This window comes from Herbiconiux aconitum, assembly GCF_024979235.1.
GTDB classification, from domain to species: domain Bacteria; phylum Actinomycetota; class Actinomycetes; order Actinomycetales; family Microbacteriaceae; genus Herbiconiux; species Herbiconiux aconitum.
Map to the genome: position 1 here is coordinate 160,005 of NZ_JANLCM010000001.1, position 17,051 is coordinate 177,055.

Consider the following 17,051-nt stretch of genomic DNA (forward strand, 5'->3'; position numbering starts at 1 on the left):
AAAGGCGGACTCCGTGCGTCTGTACCTCGCCTCCACCTCCCCGGCCCGGCTCGCGTTGTTGCGCCAGATCGGCATCGAACCCGTCGTCGTGCCCTCCGAGGTCGACGAAGACGCCGCGGTCGAGCGCGCGGTCGCCGCCCGTGGGCCCCTGACGACGGATGCGATGGTGCAGCTGCTCGCCGAAGCGAAGGCCGAGGCGGTGGCCGCGCCAGGCGTGCTGCCGGACGGTTCGCCGATCGACGGGTTCATCCTCGGCGGAGACTCGGCGTTCGAACTCGACGGCGTGGCCTACGGCAAGCCGCACCAGCCGTCGGTGGCTCGGGAGCGGTGGTTGGCTCAGCGCGGGCGCACGGGCGTGCTCCACTCGGGACACTGGCTGATCGATCATCGAGGAGGTGCGCGCCAGGCGGCAGCCGGGCGCACCGATCACGCCGAGCTCACCTTCGCCGACGACATCACCGACGCCGAGATCGACGCCTACGTCGCCTCAGGCGAGCCGCTGCTCGTGGCCGGTGCGTTCACCATCGACGGCCTCGCGGCCCCGTTCATCCGCACCATCACGGGCCCGCCGTCGGCCGTGATCGGGATGTCGCTCCCCGTCGTCCGCGACCTCCTCCGCGACTTCGGAGTCGACTGGACCTCGCTCTGGAACGTCTCGAAAACCCCCACACCCTCCGCACATGGTTGAAACGCAACAGGCCCCACTCAACACCCCAGAGTGAGCGCGAGGCCGCGTAAGCGACCTCACGCGAACATGTCGCCTCGCGCCGCAGTAGCGGCGGCGCGAGCAACGAGCGACGCGCCTCCCGCAGGGCGGCGCATCGCGGGAACGGGCGAAGCGGTAGCCGCTCACACCCTCCCCGCTCCTTCCGGCACCCTTGTAGACACTGCGAGTAGTTTGGCTCGCATTTTTGTGCGCATATGCCAAATCAGCGATGGGGTGCGGCAATAGGCTGGGTGATCATGCCGCGTATCACCAAGGTCCTCATCGCCAATCGAGGCGAAATCGCCGTTCGAGTCATCCGGGCCGCTCGTGACAGCGGCATCGCGTCGGTGGCGGTCTACGCCGACCAGGACCGGGATGCGCTGCACGCCCAGCTGGCCGACGAGTCCTACGCCCTCGACGGGTCGACGAGCGCCGACACCTACCTGGTGATCGACAAGATCCTCTCGATCGCGCGGCGCTCCGGCGCCGACGCCGTGCACCCGGGCTACGGCTTCCTGGCCGAGAACGCCGACTTCGCCCGCGCCGTGATCGACGCGGGGCTCACCTGGATCGGCCCCTCCCCCGAGGCCATCGAGAAGCTCGGCGACAAGGTCTCCGCCCGCCATGTGGCCGAGAAGGTCGGCGCGCCGCTGGCGCCCGGCACCATCGACCCCGTGTCCGGCGCAGAGGAGGTTCTCGCGTTCGTGGCCGAATACGGCCTGCCGGTCGCCATCAAGGCGGCGTTCGGCGGTGGAGGCCGCGGCCTCAAGGTCGCGCGCACCATCGAAGAGGTGCCTGAGATGTTCGACTCGGCCACCCGCGAGGCGATCGCGGCGTTCGGTCGCGGCGAGTGCTTCGTCGAGAAGTACCTCGACCAGCCGCGCCACGTCGAGACCCAGTGCCTCGCCGACGCCTACGGCAACGTGGTCGTCGTGTCGACCCGCGACTGCTCGTTGCAGCGCCGGCACCAGAAGCTCGTCGAAGAAGCCCCCGCCCCCTATCTGTCGAAGGAGCAGAACGACCTGCTCTACTCGGCGTCGAAGGCGATCCTCCGAGAGGTCGGCTACCTCGGCGCAGGCACCTGCGAGTTCCTCGTGGGCAAAGACGGCACCATCTCGTTCCTCGAGGTGAACACGCGGCTGCAGGTGGAGCATCCGGTCTCCGAAGAGGTCACCGGCATCGACCTGGTGCGTGAGCAGTTCCGGCTGGCCGAGGGCGGCACGCTCGACTACGGCGACCCGGTGCCGCACGGCCACTCCTTCGAGTTCCGTATCAACGGCGAAGACCCGGGCCGGTCGTTCCTGCCCTCCCCCGGACCGATCCACGTCTTCAAGCCCGCCGGCGGCCCCGGCGTGCGGGTCGACTCGGGTGTGCAGGCGGGCGATGTCATCTCCGGAGCCTTCGACTCGCTGCTCGCCAAGCTCATCGTCACTGGCGCCACCCGGGAGGAAGCGCTGGACCGGGCCCGCCGTGCTCTCGACGAGTTCGAGGTGGCGGGGTTGCCGACCGTGCTGCCGTTCCACCGCGACGTGGTGCGAAACCCCGCGTTCGCCCCAGCCGACGGCGAGCCGTTCGGCATCTACACCCGCTGGATCGAAACCGATTACGAGAACCCGGCCGAGCCGTGGAGCGGGTCGCTCGAGGACTCCGCGCCGGCTGCCGAGCGCCGCACCGTGATCGTCGAGGTCGACGGCAAGCGCGTGGAGGTGGCTCTGCCCTCGCGGCTCGTGGCCGCCGGTGCACGGGTGGCCGGGCTCGGCGCATCCGGGTCACGCACCATCGGTGCCCCGCCCAAGCGCCGAGGTGCATCCGCTGCGGGTCTCAGCACCGCGACCGGCGACTCCGTGAAGGCGCCCATGCAGGCCACGGTCGTGAAGATCGCGGTCGAGGCCGGCGACCGGGTCGTCAAGGGCGACCTCGTGCTGGTTCTCGAAGCGATGAAGATGGAACAGCCGATCACCGCGCACAAAGACGGCACGATCGGAAACATCTCGGCGATCGTCGGTTCGACGGTGTCGTCGGGGCACGTGCTGCTGGACATTTCGGCGTAGGTACCGCGTCGCTGTTTTTCGGGCTCGCCCGGCCTTCGGCTGGGCGGGCCCTTCTTGCTCGCGCCGCCGCTTCTGTACCGCCTCGCCACTGCCCGCGCTGAGCTGCCCTGCCGGGTAGCTCGGCGCTCATTTCTCGCGCCGCCGCTTCTGCGGCGCGAGGCGACATGTTCGGCTGAGGTCGCTGACGCGGCCTCGGCCTCACCCTGGGTTATCCGGGAGCGGCCCGCGGCCTGCGCTCTCGTGCCCCACAACTTGGGAAACGAGAACGAGAACGAAACGACGGAGGCGGCGCGGAACTACGGGCAGACGCTCCGTAGTTTCCGGTGTGGGGCCCGAAACTCCGTCGTTTCGCACACGCGCGCACGGCACGGCACGCAACAGGCCCTACTCAACGACCCAGGGTGAGCGCGCGGCCGCGAAGCGACCGCACGCGAACATGTCGCGCGGCGCCGGGCAGGGACCGGCGCCGCCCGAGGACGCCGCGCGAAGCACGGCGCCCGAGGCAACTAACACAGCCCGAGGCAGGATTACAACACGATGTGCATCGCCCGAGCAGCATCGGAGATCGACCCCGACAGCGACGGGTACACCGTGAACGCGCGGGAGACCTGGTCGACCGTGAGGCGGTGCTCGACGGCCAGGGCGATCGGGAAGATGAGCTCCGACGCGTTCGGCGCCACCACGACACCTCCGATGACCGTGCCCGAGCCGGTGCGGGCGAACAGTTTCACGAAGCCGTCCTTGATGCCCATCATCTTGGCTCGCGGGTTCGACGAGAGCGGCAGCTTGTAGATGTCGCCCTGGGCGATGCCCTCTTCGATCTGTCGCTGGGTCCACCCCACGGTCGCGATCTGCGGCTGCGTGAAGATGTTCGAGGCCACGTTGCGGAGCTCGGTGGGGTTCACGGCGTCGCCCATCGCGTGGAACATCGCCGTGCGACCCTGCATCGACGCGACGGATGCCAGGGGCAGGAAGGTCGTGCAGTCGCCCGCCGCGTAGATGTTCGGCGCGCTCGTGCGGGCCACCCGGTTCACCCGGATGTGCCCCGAGTCGGCCAGCTGCACCCCCGCCTCTTCGAGTCCGATGCCCTTGGTGTTCGGAACGGAGCCGACCGCCATGAGGCAGTGCGTGCCCTCGACCTTCGTCCCGTCGGAGAGCGTCGCCACGACGCCGTCGGCGGTGCGCTCGACCGAATCGGCGCGCGACTTCGAGAGCACGGTCATGCCGTTGCGCTTGAAGACGTTCTCGATCACGGCGGCCGCGTCGGCGTCTTCGCCCGGCAGCACCTGGTCGCGTGAGGAGATTAGCGTCACCTTGGAGCCGAGGGCGGTGTAGGCGGAGGCGAACTCGGCGCCCGTTACGCCCGATCCCACCACGATGAGGTGCTCGGGAACCGCGCTCAGGCTGTAGAGCTGCGTCCAGGTGAAGATGCGCTCACCGTCGGGAACGGCGGAGGGCAGGATGCGCGGACTGGCTCCCACGGAGACGACGATGGTGTCGGCGTCGATCTGGTCGAAGTCGGTGCCGTCGGGGCCAGATGAGGTGGACACGATCACCGAGTCCGGCCCGTCGAGCCGCCCGTGGCCGTGCACGATCTTGACGCCGGCGCGAATGAGGCTCGCCCGCATGTCTTCGGACTGCTGCCGCGCGAGACCGAGCAGCCGCTTGTTCACGGCAGAGAGGTTCACCGCGACCTCGGGTCGCACGGGGCGCCCGGAGGTCTCGCTGCGGCTGAAGAACTGCACGCCCAGATCGGCTGCTTCGCCGATGGCGTTGGTGGCTTCGGCCACCGCGATGAGCGTCTTCGACGGCACCACGTCGGTGAGTACGGCGGAGCCGCCCACGCCGACCTGCTCCACCAACGTCACGTCGCCCCCGAGCTGTGCTCCGGCGATCGCGGCGTCGTATCCGCCAGGGCCTCCACCGACGACGGCGATCCTCTGCTTGCGCTCGAACTCATTGCCCATGACGTCATTCTCCCGTAGGCGCGCATCCCCGCCAAACCAACCGGGAGTGAACGCCAGGCCGACTCGGCGCGAAGGCTGTTCGATTGAATAGAGTGGGTGGATGGCGACACCTGCACACAATCCTCTCGATCTGCCCGAAACCGATCCCTTCGAGGTGGCCCGTGAGGCCGCTCAACAGATCGCGGAGCTCACCGGCGTCGAACGCCACGACGTCGCCCTCACCCTCGGCAGCGGCTGGGGCAAGGCCGCCGATCTCCTCGGCGAGACCGTCGCCACCATCCCCGCGACGGATGTGGTGGGCTTCGGTGCATCCGCCGTTCCGGGTCACGTCGGGTCGCTGCGCTCCATCCGCCTCCCGAACGGCAAGCACGCGCTCGTGATCGGGGCGCGCACCCACTACTACGAGGGCCACGGCGTGCGCCGGGTGGTGCACAGCGTGCGCACCGCCGCCGCGACGGGCGCGTCGGTCATGGTGCTGACGAACGGCGCGGGCGGCATCAAGGAGACCTGGACCCCGGGAACCCCGGTGCTGATCAGCGACCACATCAACCTCACGGCCGACTCCCCGCTCGAGGGCGCCACCTTCATCGACTTGACCGACCTCTATTCGCGCCGCCTCCGCGACGTGGCACGCGGCGTCGACCCGTCGCTCGACGAGGGCGTGTACGTGCAGTTCCGCGGTCCGCACTACGAGACCCCGGCCGAGGTGCAGATGGCCAAGACCATCGGCGGCCACATCGTGGGCATGTCGACCGCGCTCGAGGCGATCGCCGCCCGTCAAGCCGGCATGGAGATCATCGGCTTCTCGCTGATCACGAACCTCGCGGCCGGCATCCAGACGACTCCGCTCAGCCATGCCGAGGTGATCGAGGCCGGCAAGAACGCCGAGGGCGTGATCGGCGACCTGCTCGCCCGCGTCGTGGCGGCGCTGTGACGGCGGCCCCGGACGGTGACCCGATGGACGAGTCCTCGTTGAACCAGTCAGACGGCGGAAGCGACGATCTGCCCAACGATGTCGAGCGTCTCGCCGAGGCGGCCGTGGCCTGGATGGCGCAGGATCCGGATGCGGAGACCCGTGCCGAGCTCGCCTCACTGCTCGAATCGGTCGGGTCGAGTGACCCCGCTGCCGTGGCCGAGCTGCGCTCGCGATTCGGCGAGCGGCTCGCGTTCGGCACCGCCGGCCTCCGCGGAGAACTGGCCGCCGGGCCGAACCGCATGAATCGGGTGCTCGTGGGGCAGGCGGCCGCCGGCCTCGCGGCCTTCCTCGTGGAGCGTGCGCATCCGGGAACCCGCCCCTCGATCGTGATCGGCTACGACGGCCGCAAGAACTCCCGCGTCTTCGCCACCGACACGGCCGAGATCATGGCCGGTGCGGGCGTGCGCGCGGTGCTGCTCCCGCGCCTGTTGCCGACACCGCTCGTGGCGTTCGCGGTGCGCGACCTCGGCGTGAGCGCCGGCGTGATGGTGACCGCCTCGCACAACCCTCCGCGCGACAACGGCTACAAGGTGTACCTCGGCGACGCCGACGAGGGGTCGCAGATCGTTCCGCCGGCGGATGCGGAGATCGCGGCGCACATCCTGCGCGTGGCCGAGACGATCCCACTGCCCGAGGTGCCGCGGTCGCAGGACTACGAGGTCGCCGACGAGAGTGTCGTGGAACGGTATGTGGCGGCCACGGCCGCATTCGCCGCTCCAGCGCCCGCCTCCCCGGTCGACCTGCGCGTGGTCTACACGGCCCTGCACGGTGTGGGCTGGGAGACCCTCGCACGCGTGCTCGACGCCGCGGGCTTCGCGCGGCCCGAGCTGGTGTCGGCACAGATCGACCCCGACCCCGGCTTTCCGACCGTCTCGTTCCCGAACCCCGAAGAACCCGGCGCACTCGATCTGTCGTACGCGGCCGCTCGTCGGGCGGGCGCCGACCTGATCGTGGCGAACGATCCCGACGCCGACCGGCTGGCCATCGCCATCCCCGACGAGCGCGAGGCCGAGGGTTACCGGAGGCTCACCGGCAACGAAGTGGGGCAGCTGCTCGGTTGGCAGGCCGCCGAGGCCGCTGCCGCGCGTGCTGGCGGAGCGGGCGACGCGACCCTCGCCTGCTCGATCGTTTCCTCCCCCGCTCTCGGTGTGGTGGCGGAGGCCTATGGGCTCGGCTGGGTGGAGACACTCACCGGGTTCAAATGGGTCTCCCGCGCACCCGGGCTCGTCTTCGGCTACGAGGAAGCCCTCGGCTATCTGGTGAACCCGGAGACCGTGCGCGACAAGGACGGCATCTCGGCCGCGATCGCTTTTCTCTCGCTCGCACGCGAGCTCGCGGCATCCGGTCGCACCATCGCCGACCGGCTCGATGAGTTCAGCGAGCGTTTCGGGCATTACGGCTCGGCCCAGATCTCGCTGCGGGTCACCGATCTCACCGAGATCGACCGCGTGATGTCCCGGTTGCGGAGTTCGCCGCCCAGCGAGATCGGCGGCATCCGGGTCGAGCGGATCGACGACCTCGACCGGGCCGACGGATCCGTTCCGGCCAGCGACGTGCTGCGCATCGTGCTCCCCGGCGCCCGCGTGATGGTGCGGCCGAGCGGCACCGAGCCGAAGCTCAAGATCTACCTCGACGCCTGGAGCACGCGCGGCGGACTCGGTGAGCGGCACGACGCCGTGATCGAGGTGTTGCAGAAACTGGAAGGCGGGATGCGCGACCGCATCTCCTGAGATGCACTGCCCCGCCCGGGCCCACCGCGAGTAGCGTGAAGAGCGTCTGAAACCAGAGCGCAGAAACGGGGCAGCCATGCCGACAGTCGCCGACACCATCGTCGAGATCATCGCGGATGCGGGGGTGCAGCGGGTCTACGGTTTGCCGGGCGACTCGCTCAACGGGTTCACGGATGCGATCCGCCGCAACGACGCAATCGCCTGGGAGCACGTGCGGCACGAGGAGGCGGCAGCGTTCGCGGCGGCCGCCGATGCGGCGCTCACCGGCGACCTCGCGGTCTGCGCCGGGAGCTGCGGACCGGGTAACCTGCACCTCATCAACGGGCTGTTCGACGCCAACCGCAGCCGGGTGCCGGTGCTCGCGATCGCCGCGCACATCCCGGCCGCCGAGATCGGCAGCGGCTACTTCCAGGAGACCCATCCGCAGGAGCTGTTCCGGGAGTGCAGCGTCTACGTCGAGATGGTGAGCGTGCCCGAGCAGCTGCCGAGGGTGCTCGAGATCGCGATGCGCACCGCGATCGAGCGACGGGGCGTGGCGGTCGTGGTGGTGCCGGGCGAGATCTTCCTCACCGCGAGTGCCGGCCGCGCGAAGTCGGCGCCGATCGTGGCGTCGAGGAGCGTCGTGCGGCCCGACGACACGTCGCTCGCAGCAGCGGCCGACATCCTGAATTCGGCGAAGAAGGTGACGATCCTGGGAGGGGCCGGCACCGAGGGCGCGCATGCGAAGGTGGTCGAGCTCGCCGGCCGGCTCAACGCCCCCATCGTGCACGCGTTGCGCGGCAAGGAGTTCCTGGAGTACGACAACCCCTACGACGTGGGCATGACAGGGCTGCTCGGCTTCGCATCCGGATACCGCGCGATGGAGAGCTGCGATGCCCTGCTGATGCTCGGCACCGACTTTCCCTATCAGCAGTTCTACCCGTCGAAGGCCCAGATCGTGCAGGTCGACATCCGCGGTGAGCAGCTCGGGCGACGGACGCCCGTCGACCTCGGACTGGTGGGCGATGTCGGCGACACGATCGACGCGCTGCTGCCACTGCTGCCGCAGAAGACGAGCTCGCGGCACCTCGACTCGGCGCTCTCGCACTATGCCAAGTCGCGCAAGGAACTCGACGGCCTGGCCGACAACGACCGCAATCGTGAGCCGATTCATCCGCAGTACTTGACGCGGCTGGTGAGCGAGCTGGCGTCGACCGACGCCGTCTTCATCCCGGATGTCGGATCGCCCGTGGTGTGGGCGGCGCGCTATCTCGAGATGAACGGATCGCGGAGGCTGATCGGCTCGTTCAGTCACGGCACGATGGCGAACGCCCTGCCGCACGCGATCGGGGCGCAGACCGCGTTTCCGGGGCGCCAGGTGATCGCGCTCTCGGGCGATGGCGGGCTCGGCATGCTGCTCGGCGAGCTGCTCACCGTGCGGCAGAACAAGCTGCCGGTGAAGATCGTGGTGTTCAACAACTCCTCGCTCAACTTCGTGGAGGTGGAGATGAAGGCGGCGGGGTTCGTGAACTACGGCACCGGGCTCGACAACCCGAACTTCGCGGATGTCGCGAACGCGATGGGCATCCACGGGCAGCGGGTGGAGAAGCCCGATGACCTCGCTGTGGCGCTGCGCACCGCGTTCGCGCATGACGGGCCGGCCCTGGTCGACGTGGTGACCGCGCGGCAGGAACTGTCCATCCCGCCGACCATCACGGCCGGCCAGGTGAAGGGGTTCACGCTCTACGCGATGCGCACCATCCTGTCGGGCCGCGGCGACGAGCTCGTCGATTTGGCCGACACGAACGTGTTCCGGCGCCTGTTCGACTGAACGGCGGGGCGCGCGGCGTCTGGCGCTTGGGGGTTGGCGCTTGGGGCCTGGCGCTTGGAGCCTGGAGGCTGGAGCCTGGAGCCTGGAGCCTGGAGCCTGGCGCCTGGCGCTTGGCGGCACCGAGCCGCTCCGGAACGACGGAGAATCGCGCCGTTCGACGAAAACGACGGAGTCTGAGACCGACGTTCCGCACACCCTCCGTCGGAACGGGTGGGGCGGATGCACCGCGCGGCCAGTGCGCCGGCGGGGCGGATGCATCGGCGGGGCGGATGCGCCGGTGCGACGGGTGCATCGGCGGGACGGACGCACCCGCGAGACGGACGCACCCGCGGGACGGACGCACCATGAGGCGGGTGCGCCAGCGGAGCGGATGCGCCCGCGGGACGGACGCACCCGCGGGACGGACGCACCATGAGGCGGGCGCGCCAGCGGAGCGGACGCGCCGAGGGTCAGGGGCGGGGGGTGCCGACGACGAGGGTGCCGGCGCGCCAGACGGCAGACGTGAGGGGCACGCCGGGGCGGTAGGCCAGGTGCACGACGGACGGCGCATCCAAGGCCTGCAAGTCGGCCCGCGCGCCCACACGCACGACCCCGAGATCGTCGCGGCCGACCCCGTGCGCGGCGCCCCGCGTCGCCGCGAAGACCGCTTCCTCGACCGTGAGGTGCATCTGCAGCACGGCGGTTGCCACGCAGAACCCCATCGAGGTGGTGTACGAGGTGCCGGGATTGCAGTTGGTGGCGAGCGCGATCCGGCCGCCGGCGTCGAGGAGCGCTCGAGCGGGTCCGAACGGTTCGCGGGTGGAGAGGTCGCAGGCCGGGAGGAAGGTCGCGATCGTCGACGAGTCGGCGAGGGCCGCGATGTCGGAGGCGTCGAGATGGTTGCAGTGGTCGACGCTCGCGGCACCGAGCTCGACCGCGAGCCGCACACCGCCCGAGTGCCCGAGCTGGTTGCCGTGCACGCGGAGGCTCAGTCCGGCGCGGCGGCCAGCGAGCAGCACCTCGCGCGATTCCTCGACGTCGAACGCGCCCTCCTCGCAGAAGACGTCGATGTACTGGGCCAATGGCGCGACGGCCTCGAGCATCGGACCGGTGACGAGATCGAGGTAGTCGCGGCGGTCGACGCCGGGTGGAACGAGGTGTGCGCCGAGGAAGGTGACGACGTCGGCGACCTCGGCCGCGGCGATCGCCGACCCGCGCTCGGACTCGACGTCGAGTCCGTATCCCGTCTTCGCCTCGAGGAAGGTGGTGCCCTGCCGCTCGGCTTCCCGCCGCAGTCGCTTGGCCGTCGCTCGGAGCTCGGCGGGTGTCGCCGTCCGGGTCGCGGCCACGGTCGAGGCGATGCCGCCGGCCTCGTAGCGGGCGCCCGCCATGCGCGCCTCGAACTCCGCGCTGCGCTCGCCCGCGAACACCGGATGCGTGTGCGTGTCAACCCAGCCCGGGAGCACGGCGCGACCGCCGAGGTCGGTGCGGGTGTCGGCATCCGGCGCGCCCGCGGCCGGGCCGACCCAGGCGATGACGCCGTCGTCGACGACGAGGGCGGCGTCGTGGAGACGACCGAGCTCGTCGTCGTTGGTGGTGAGCTCGCTGATGCCGGTGAGCAGATGTGCGGTCATGCGGTGCCTCCTGGTTCGGTGACGCCCGGCGTGTTGGGGCGAGCGGACGCGCCGGTGGGTTCGGGGGCGCCGCCGGGTTCCTCGGTGCGGGCAGAGAGTTCGGTGCCCGCGGACGCGACGGTGCCGGACGCGTCGATGCGAGCCGGAGCATCGCCGCCAGCCGGAGCATCGCCGCCATCCGGAACCTCGCCGCCAGCCGGAGCATCGCCGCCAGCCGGAACCTCGCCGCCAGCCGGAACCTCGGGGCGACCCGGAACCTCGGCGCGACCCGGAACCTCGGCGCGACCCGGAACCTCGGCGCGAGCGGGAGCATCGGCGCGACCCGGAACCTCGGCGCGAGCGGGAGCATCGGCGCGGACGGAGGCCGGATGCCCGCGGTCGAGCTGGGCCAGGGCGTCACGGAGCAGGTCGGCCGGATGCGCGCCACCGGCCAGCATCCCCGAGTCGGCGACCACGCGCCCCCCGACGAGCACCCGCCGCACGTCGGCCGCCGTCGCCACGAGGGGCAGCTGCCCGGGCCGGGCCCCGACGGTGCGCACGGTGTCGACCGCGAGTTCGACGAGGTCGAGGAGATCACCGACGTGCAATGAGGTCGAATCCCGACGGGGCTCCCCCCATCCGAGCGCGCGATAGGAACCCGACGCCGACGCGGCCAGCAGCTCGGCCGGCGTGAAGACACCGCGGCGACCGGAGGCCAATCGCTCGTGCATCTCGAGAGCGCGCAATTCGAGGAAGGGGTCGATCACCGCGTGCTGATCCGAACCCACCGCCAGCACCGCGCCCGCATCGCGCAAAGCCCGCGCGGGCCCGATGCCGTCGCCGAGGTCGGCCTCGGTGGTGGGACACATCACGACCCCCGCACCGGCCGCTCCGATCAGGGCGATGTCGGCGTCGTCGAGGTGGGTCGCGTGCACCACCGAGGTGCGCGCGCTGAGCGCACCGAGGTCGGCGAGCAACCGCGTGGGGCTCACCCCGTAGGCCGCGCGCACCTCCGTGTTCTCGCGCGGCTGCTCGGAGAGGTGCACGTGCAGGGGCACCTCCGGCGGCAGGCCCGCCACGATGTCTGCGATCGCCGTCGGGGGCACCGCCCGCACCGAATGCACGGCGGCGCCGAGTGAGGGCACGAGTTCCCGCAACGCGTACCAGCGCGACAGGTAGGCCGCGGCATCCCGGTCGCCGAAGCGACGCTGCGCCGGCTCGAGGGGCCTGCCTGGTGCGGCTTGCAGATACGCCGTGTCGAGGAGGGTGAGACGGATGCCCGTAGCGGCCGCCGCAGCAGCCAACGCCCGTTCGAACTCGTGCGGGTAAGGGCTGCCGTCAAGGCGGTGGTGCAGGTAATGGAATTCGCCGACTGCGGTGTAGCCCGCCGTGAGCATCTCGGCGAACACGGCCCGCGCCAGCGCGAAGTAGCTCTCGGGTTCGAGAGAGCCGGCCACCGCGTACATCGAGTCGCGCCAGCGCCAGAAGTCGCCGCCGTCGTCGTGGGTGCGCCCACGCAGCACACGATGGAAGGCGTGGGAATGCGCGTTTCCCGCCCCGGCCACCACCGTGCCGAGCCGCAGGTCGCCAGGCCGCGCCGGCTGCTCCGAGGCGCGCCGGACGATGCGTCCCGCGCCATCGGTCTCGAAGCGCACGTCGTTCTCGACGCCGCTCTCGCCGACCACGGTCTCGCACCAGACGCTCACGCTCACAACAGCCCCCGCAGCACCGTCTCGAGCGCATCCGTTCCGGCGAGGCAATCGGCGAGTTCGGCGAACTCCTCCGGCGCGTGCGAGACGCCCGTGGGGTTGCGCACGAAGAGCATCGCGGTGGGCACCACACCCGCGAGCACGCCCGCGTCGTGCCCCGCGCCGGTGGCCAGCACGGGCACGGGCCCGGCGACGCCCTGCAGCCGCTGACGCAGTTCGCCGTCGAACTCGACGCGGCCCGACCACGACTCCTCCACGAACGACGACGCACCGGCCCGCCGCTCGATCTCGGCCACGAGCATCCGGGTCTCCTCGTCGCTGTGGGCTCGGGCATCCAGCCAGACCCGCACCGTCGAGGCGATCACGTTGGTGCCGCCCGGCACCGCCTCGATGCGCCCCACCGTCGCGCGCGCACCCGGCACCGCGATCGCCGCCTCCCGCACGGCCTCGACCGCCCGCGCCGCCGCGATCATCGGGTCGCGCCGGTCGCTCATCAGCGTGGTTCCGGCATGATTGCCCTCGCCCCGGAACTCCAACCGCCACCGTCCGTGCGCCAGAACCGACGAGGCGAGCGCCACCGGCGCACCCAGATCGATCAGCCCGCGGCCCTGCTCGACGTGCAGTTCGATGAACAGGCCGATCCGTTCGACGGCGGCCGGATCGGCGCCGAGGTGAGCGACGTCGAACCCCGCCGAAGCACCCGCCTCGGCCAGGGTGATGCCGTCAGCATCGCGCAAGCTCCGAGCCCGCGCTGGGTCGAGCACCCCCGTCATCAGCCGCGATCCGAGACACGCGACACCGAAACGCGAGCCCTCCTCTTCGGCGAACACCACCACCGCGAACGGCTTCGACGGCCGGAACCCGGATGCGCGCAGTCGGCCCACCGCGTCCAGAGCGCTCACCACGCCCAACGGCCCGTCATAGGCGCCTCCCCCCGGAACCGAGTCGAGGTGGCTGCCGGTGACCACGGCCCCTGACCCGGGCGCACCCCACCAGGCCCAGAGGTTGCCGTTGCGGTCGGCCTCGACGTCGAGCCCCACCGCCCGAGCCCGCTCTGTGAACCACTCCCGCAGCTCGAGGTCGGCACCGTTCCACAGGTGCCGGCTGAAACCGCCGCGCGCAGCATCCGCGCCGACGCCCGCGATCGCGTCGAGCCCGGTCAGCACGCCGTGCGCAGTCTCGCTCACGGTGACTCCCACATCGGCACGCGCAGCCCGCGCTCCCGCGCCACTTCTTCCGCCCGCGGATACCCCGCGTCGACGTGCCGCATCACACCGCTGCCCGGGTCGTTCGTGAGCACCCGCTCGATCTTCTCGGCGGCGAGCGCCGTTCCATCGGCCACCACCACTTGCCCGGCGTGGATCGACCGCCCGATGCCGACTCCTCCTCCGTGGTGGATCGACACCCAGGTGGCCCCGGAGGCCGTGTTCAGCAGGGCGTTCAGCAGCGGCCAGTCGGCGATCGCATCCGATCCGTCGGCCATCGCCTCGGTCTCGCGATAGGGCGAGGCCACCGACCCCGAGTCGAGGTGGTCGCGCCCGATCACCACGGGCGCGGAGAGCTCCCCCGACGCCACCATCTCGTTGAACTTCAGCCCCGCGAGGTGCCGCTCACGGAACCCGAGCCAGCAGATGCGCGCCGGCAGCCCCTCGAAGTGCACCTTCTCGCCGGCCGCGGTGATCCAGCGGCGCAGCTTCTCATCGTCGGGGAAAAGCGAGAGCACCGCCCGGTCGGTCGCCGCGATGTCGGCTGGGTCGCCCGAGAGCGCGGCCCAGCGGAACGGCCCCTTGCCCTCCGCGAAGAGCGGCCGGATGTACGCCGGCACGAACCCCGGGAAATCGAACGCTCGCGAGAATCCGCCGAGCTGGGCCTCGGCCCGGATCGAGTTGCCGTAGTCGAACACCTCGGCCCCGGCATCCTGGAACGCCACCATCGCCGCCACCTGCTTCGCCATCGAGGCGCGGGCCCGGGTGGTGAACTCCTCCGGCGCCCGCGCCGCGTACGCCGCCCACTCGTCGACGGAGACCCCTTCGGGCAGATAGCTGAGCGGATCGTGCGCCGAGGTCTGGTCGGTCACCACGTCGATGGGCACGCGGCGGCTCTGCAGCTCGGAGAAGACCGTCGCCGCGTTGCCGACCAACCCGACCGAGAGCGGGATGCCCTTCCTGGCCGCCGCGTGCACCCGGGTCACGGCGGCCTCCAGGTCGTCGGCGATCTCGTCGAGGTAGCCGTGCTGCACCCGCCGCTCCAGGCGCGCACGGTCGACATCGACGATCAGCACCACACCCCCGTTCATCGTGACCGCGAGGGGCTGCGCGCCGCCCATGCCGCCCGCGCCGGCGGTCAGGGTGAGCGTGCCGGCCAGCGTGCCGCCGAAGCGCTTCTCGGCCACGGCCGCGAAGGTCTCGTAGGTGCCCTGCAGGATGCCCTGGGTGCCGATGTAGATCCACGACCCGGCCGTCATCTGCCCGTACATCGTGAGTCCGAGGCTCTCCAGCCGCCGGAACTCCGGCCAGGTCGCCCAGTCGCCCACCAGGTTCGAGTTCGCGATGAGCACCCGCGGCGCCCACTCGTGGGTGCGGAAGATGCCCACAGGCTTGCCCGACTGCACCAGCAGCGTCTCGTCGCTCTCGAGACCGGTGAGCGCGTGCACGATCGCGTCGTAGGCCTCCCAACTGCGGGCCGCCCGCCCGGTGCCGCCGTAGACCACGAGATCGTCGGGGCGCTCGGCCACCTCGGGGTCGAGGTTGTTCATGAGCATCCGCAAGGGGCCCTCGGTCTGCCAGCTCTTCGCGGTGAGCGTGCTGCCACGCGGGGCTCGCACGGGTCGGGCTTCGTGAGTGGACATCGCCTGCCTTTCAGATCAACCGGGTCGCGGGTTCAAGTGCCGAGGCGGCCGCGTCGAGCACGGCGCCGCCACGCACCAGCTCGACCACGGCCTCGATCTCGGGCGAGAGGTAGCGGTCGGGGCCGGGTCCCTCGACGCTCGTGCGCACGGTCGCGACGACCCGGCGGAGCGCCGGCGCGGTCTCGAGCGGTGCGCGCAGGTCGATGGCGCGAGTGGCGGTGAGCACTTCGATCGCGAGAACCCGGGTCAGCCCGTCGACCGCACTGCGCAGCTTGCGGGCGGCATGCCAGCCCATCGACACGTGGTCTTCTTGCATGGCCGACGACGGAATGGAGTCGACGGATGCCGGCACGGCCAGCCTCTTCAGATCGGAGACGATCCCCGCGGCCGTGTACTGAGCGATCATGAGACCCGAATCGACCCCGGCGTCGTGCGCGAGGAAGGCCGGGAGTCCGTGGTTTCGGTTCGGGTCGAGCATCCGGTCGATCCGCCGCTCGCTCATGCTCGCGACATCCGCCACCACGATGGCGAGGAAGTCGAGCACGTAGGCCACGGGTGCGCCGTGGAAGTTGCCGTTCGACATCACCCGGCCGTCGAGGGTGACGACGGGGTTGTCGACGGCGGAGGCGAGCTCGCGCTCGGCCACCAGCCGCGCGTGCGCGATGGTGTCGCGGGCACCCCCGTGCACCTGAGGGGCGCAGCGCAGCGAGTAGGCGTCCTGCACCCGGGTGTCTTCGGGGCCGCGGTGGCTCGCCATGATCTCGGAGCCCTCGAGCAACGCCCGCAGGTTCGCCGCCGAATCGGCCTGCCCGAGCTGCGGGCGCAACGCCTGGAGGTCGGCGGCGTAGGCGGTGTCGGTTCCCATCAGTCCGTCGACCGCGAGTGCGGCACTGACATCGGCGCTCCGCATCAGCCCCTCGAGGTCGTCGATGGCCAGGCAGAGCTGGCCGAGCATCCCGTCGGTGCCGTTGATGAGGGCGAGCCCCTCCTTCTCGGCGAGCACGACCGGCGCGAGGCCGGCGGCGGCGAGCGCCTCGGCCGCAGGCATCGGCTCATCGTTCGCGTCGCGCACCTCCCCCTCTCCCATCAGCGCCAGGGCGCAGTGCGAGAGCGGCGCGAGATCGCCGGAGCAGCCGAGCGAGCCGTACTCCCGCGCGATCGGCGTGATGCCCGCGTTCAGCAGGCCGGCGTAGGCCTCGGCCGTGGCGGGCCGGATGCCGGTACGCCCGGTGAGCAGGGTCGACAGGCGCAGCAGCATCAGGGCGCGCACGACTTCGCGCTCCACCTCGGCGCCCGATCCGGCCGCGTGCGAGCGCACCAGGCTCTGCTGCAGCGTCGTGCGGCGGGAGGCGGCGATGTAGGTGGTGGCGAGGGCGCCGAATCCGGTGGAGATTCCGTAGTGCGGGCGCTCATCGCCGGCCAGCCGGTCGATGCGGTCGCGGCTCTCGGCCACTGCGGCGAGGGCGTCAGGATCGAGCTCGATGGGTGCTCCGCGGCGCGCCACCGCGACCACCTCGGAGACGCTCAGAGGTCCGATACCGACTCGCACAGGTGCTGCGTTGTTCATGTCTCCATCGTCGGGGTCGCGGCATCCGGGGTCACGCGGTTTAGGCTGGCTGGTGTCTCGCATACGAGACAAACGGATGCGCCGCTCGCGTCCCG

General features: G+C 71.0%; 11 protein-coding genes. 5 read left to right on the forward strand and 6 right to left on the reverse strand.

Going from position 1 to position 17,051, the window contains the following annotated elements:
• Positions 1-13: 13 nt before the first annotated feature.
• Together N1027_RS00710 and N1027_RS00715 are read left to right on the forward strand one after the other, a co-directional pair.
• Positions 14-688, forward strand: a complete 675-nt coding sequence (locus N1027_RS00710; protein ID WP_259503957.1) for a Maf family protein — start codon at positions 14-16, stop codon at positions 686-688.
• Positions 689-963: 275 nt separating this feature from the next.
• The gene (locus N1027_RS00715) at positions 964-2,757 is read left to right on the forward strand and encodes an acetyl/propionyl/methylcrotonyl-CoA carboxylase subunit alpha (RefSeq protein WP_259503961.1); all 1,794 of its coding nucleotides are present in this window, start codon (positions 964-966) and stop codon (positions 2,755-2,757) included.
• A 527-nt stretch (positions 2,758-3,284) separates the two neighbouring features.
• Here the strand turns inward: N1027_RS00715 and N1027_RS00720 are convergent.
• A complete protein-coding gene (locus N1027_RS00720; RefSeq protein WP_259503966.1) occupies positions 3,285-4,724 on the reverse strand; it encodes an NAD(P)H-quinone dehydrogenase in 1,440 nt (479 codons plus the stop codon).
• 100 nt (positions 4,725-4,824) lie between these two features.
• Here N1027_RS00720 and N1027_RS00725 point away from each other — a divergent pair, with 100 nt between their 5' ends.
• From N1027_RS00725 to poxB, 3 genes are all read left to right on the forward strand, one after another.
• Complete coding sequence (locus N1027_RS00725; protein ID WP_259503968.1) at positions 4,825-5,658, forward strand: purine-nucleoside phosphorylase; 834 nt, start codon at positions 4,825-4,827, stop codon at positions 5,656-5,658.
• A gap of 23 nt (positions 5,659-5,681) precedes the next feature.
• Entirely contained in the window at positions 5,682-7,430 is a 1,749-nt protein-coding gene (locus N1027_RS00730; RefSeq protein ID WP_372499642.1) for a phospho-sugar mutase, read from the forward strand.
• A 76-nt stretch (positions 7,431-7,506) separates the two neighbouring features.
• Positions 7,507-9,240 (forward strand): ubiquinone-dependent pyruvate dehydrogenase, encoded by a 1,734-nt coding sequence (gene poxB / locus N1027_RS00735; protein WP_259503970.1) that lies wholly within the window; start codon positions 7,507-7,509, stop codon positions 9,238-9,240.
• A 449-nt stretch (positions 9,241-9,689) separates the two neighbouring features.
• Here poxB and hutI read toward each other — a convergent pair whose 3' ends face one another.
• Genes hutI through hutH form a run of 5 tightly spaced genes read right to left on the reverse strand, consistent with a single transcriptional unit; the run spans position 9,690 to position 16,956 of the window.
• Complete coding sequence (gene hutI / locus N1027_RS00740) at positions 9,690-10,853, reverse strand: imidazolonepropionase (protein ID WP_259503984.1); 1,164 nt, start codon at positions 10,851-10,853, stop codon at positions 9,690-9,692.
• Positions 10,850-12,544 carry a formimidoylglutamate deiminase gene (locus N1027_RS00745; protein ID WP_259503987.1) on the reverse strand — a complete coding sequence of 565 codons (1,695 nt, stop codon included), beginning with the start codon at positions 12,542-12,544 and terminating at the stop codon, positions 10,850-10,852. The genes hutI and N1027_RS00745 overlap by 4 nt, the downstream gene beginning before the upstream one ends.
• Complete coding sequence (locus N1027_RS00750; protein ID WP_259503989.1) at positions 12,541-13,728, reverse strand: allantoate amidohydrolase; 1,188 nt, start codon at positions 13,726-13,728, stop codon at positions 12,541-12,543. The genes N1027_RS00745 and N1027_RS00750 overlap by 4 nt, the downstream gene beginning before the upstream one ends.
• Entirely contained in the window at positions 13,725-15,389 is a 1,665-nt protein-coding gene (hutU, locus tag N1027_RS00755) for a urocanate hydratase (RefSeq protein WP_259503992.1), read from the reverse strand. Before hutU ends, N1027_RS00750 begins: the two co-directional genes overlap by 4 nt.
• Positions 15,390-15,399: 10 nt before the next feature.
• On the reverse strand, positions 15,400-16,956 hold the full coding sequence (gene hutH, locus N1027_RS00760; RefSeq protein ID WP_259503994.1) for a histidine ammonia-lyase: 1,557 nt from the start codon (positions 16,954-16,956) through the stop codon (positions 15,400-15,402).
• Positions 16,957-17,051 lie beyond the last annotated feature (95 nt).

Excerpts from the sequence above, each read along its gene's own strand:
- N1027_RS00715 (WP_259503961.1), top strand. The coding sequence starts at position 964 with ATGCCGCGTATCACCAAGGTCCTCATCGCCAATCGAGGCGAAATCGCC.
- N1027_RS00730 (WP_372499642.1), top strand. The coding sequence starts at position 5,682 with ATGGACGAGTCCTCGTTGAACCAGTCAGACGGCGGAAGCGACGATCTG.
- hutI (WP_259503984.1), bottom strand. The coding sequence starts at position 10,853 with ATGACCGCACATCTGCTCACCGGCATCAGCGAGCTCACCACCAACGAC.
- N1027_RS00725 (WP_259503968.1), top strand. The coding sequence starts at position 4,825 with ATGGCGACACCTGCACACAATCCTCTCGATCTGCCCGAAACCGATCCC.
- hutH (WP_259503994.1), bottom strand. The coding sequence starts at position 16,956 with ATGAACAACGCAGCACCTGTGCGAGTCGGTATCGGACCTCTGAGCGTC.
- hutU (WP_259503992.1), bottom strand. The coding sequence starts at position 15,389 with ATGTCCACTCACGAAGCCCGACCCGTGCGAGCCCCGCGTGGCAGCACG.
- poxB (WP_259503970.1), top strand. The coding sequence starts at position 7,507 with ATGCCGACAGTCGCCGACACCATCGTCGAGATCATCGCGGATGCGGGG.
- N1027_RS00720 (WP_259503966.1), bottom strand. The coding sequence starts at position 4,724 with ATGGGCAATGAGTTCGAGCGCAAGCAGAGGATCGCCGTCGTCGGTGGA.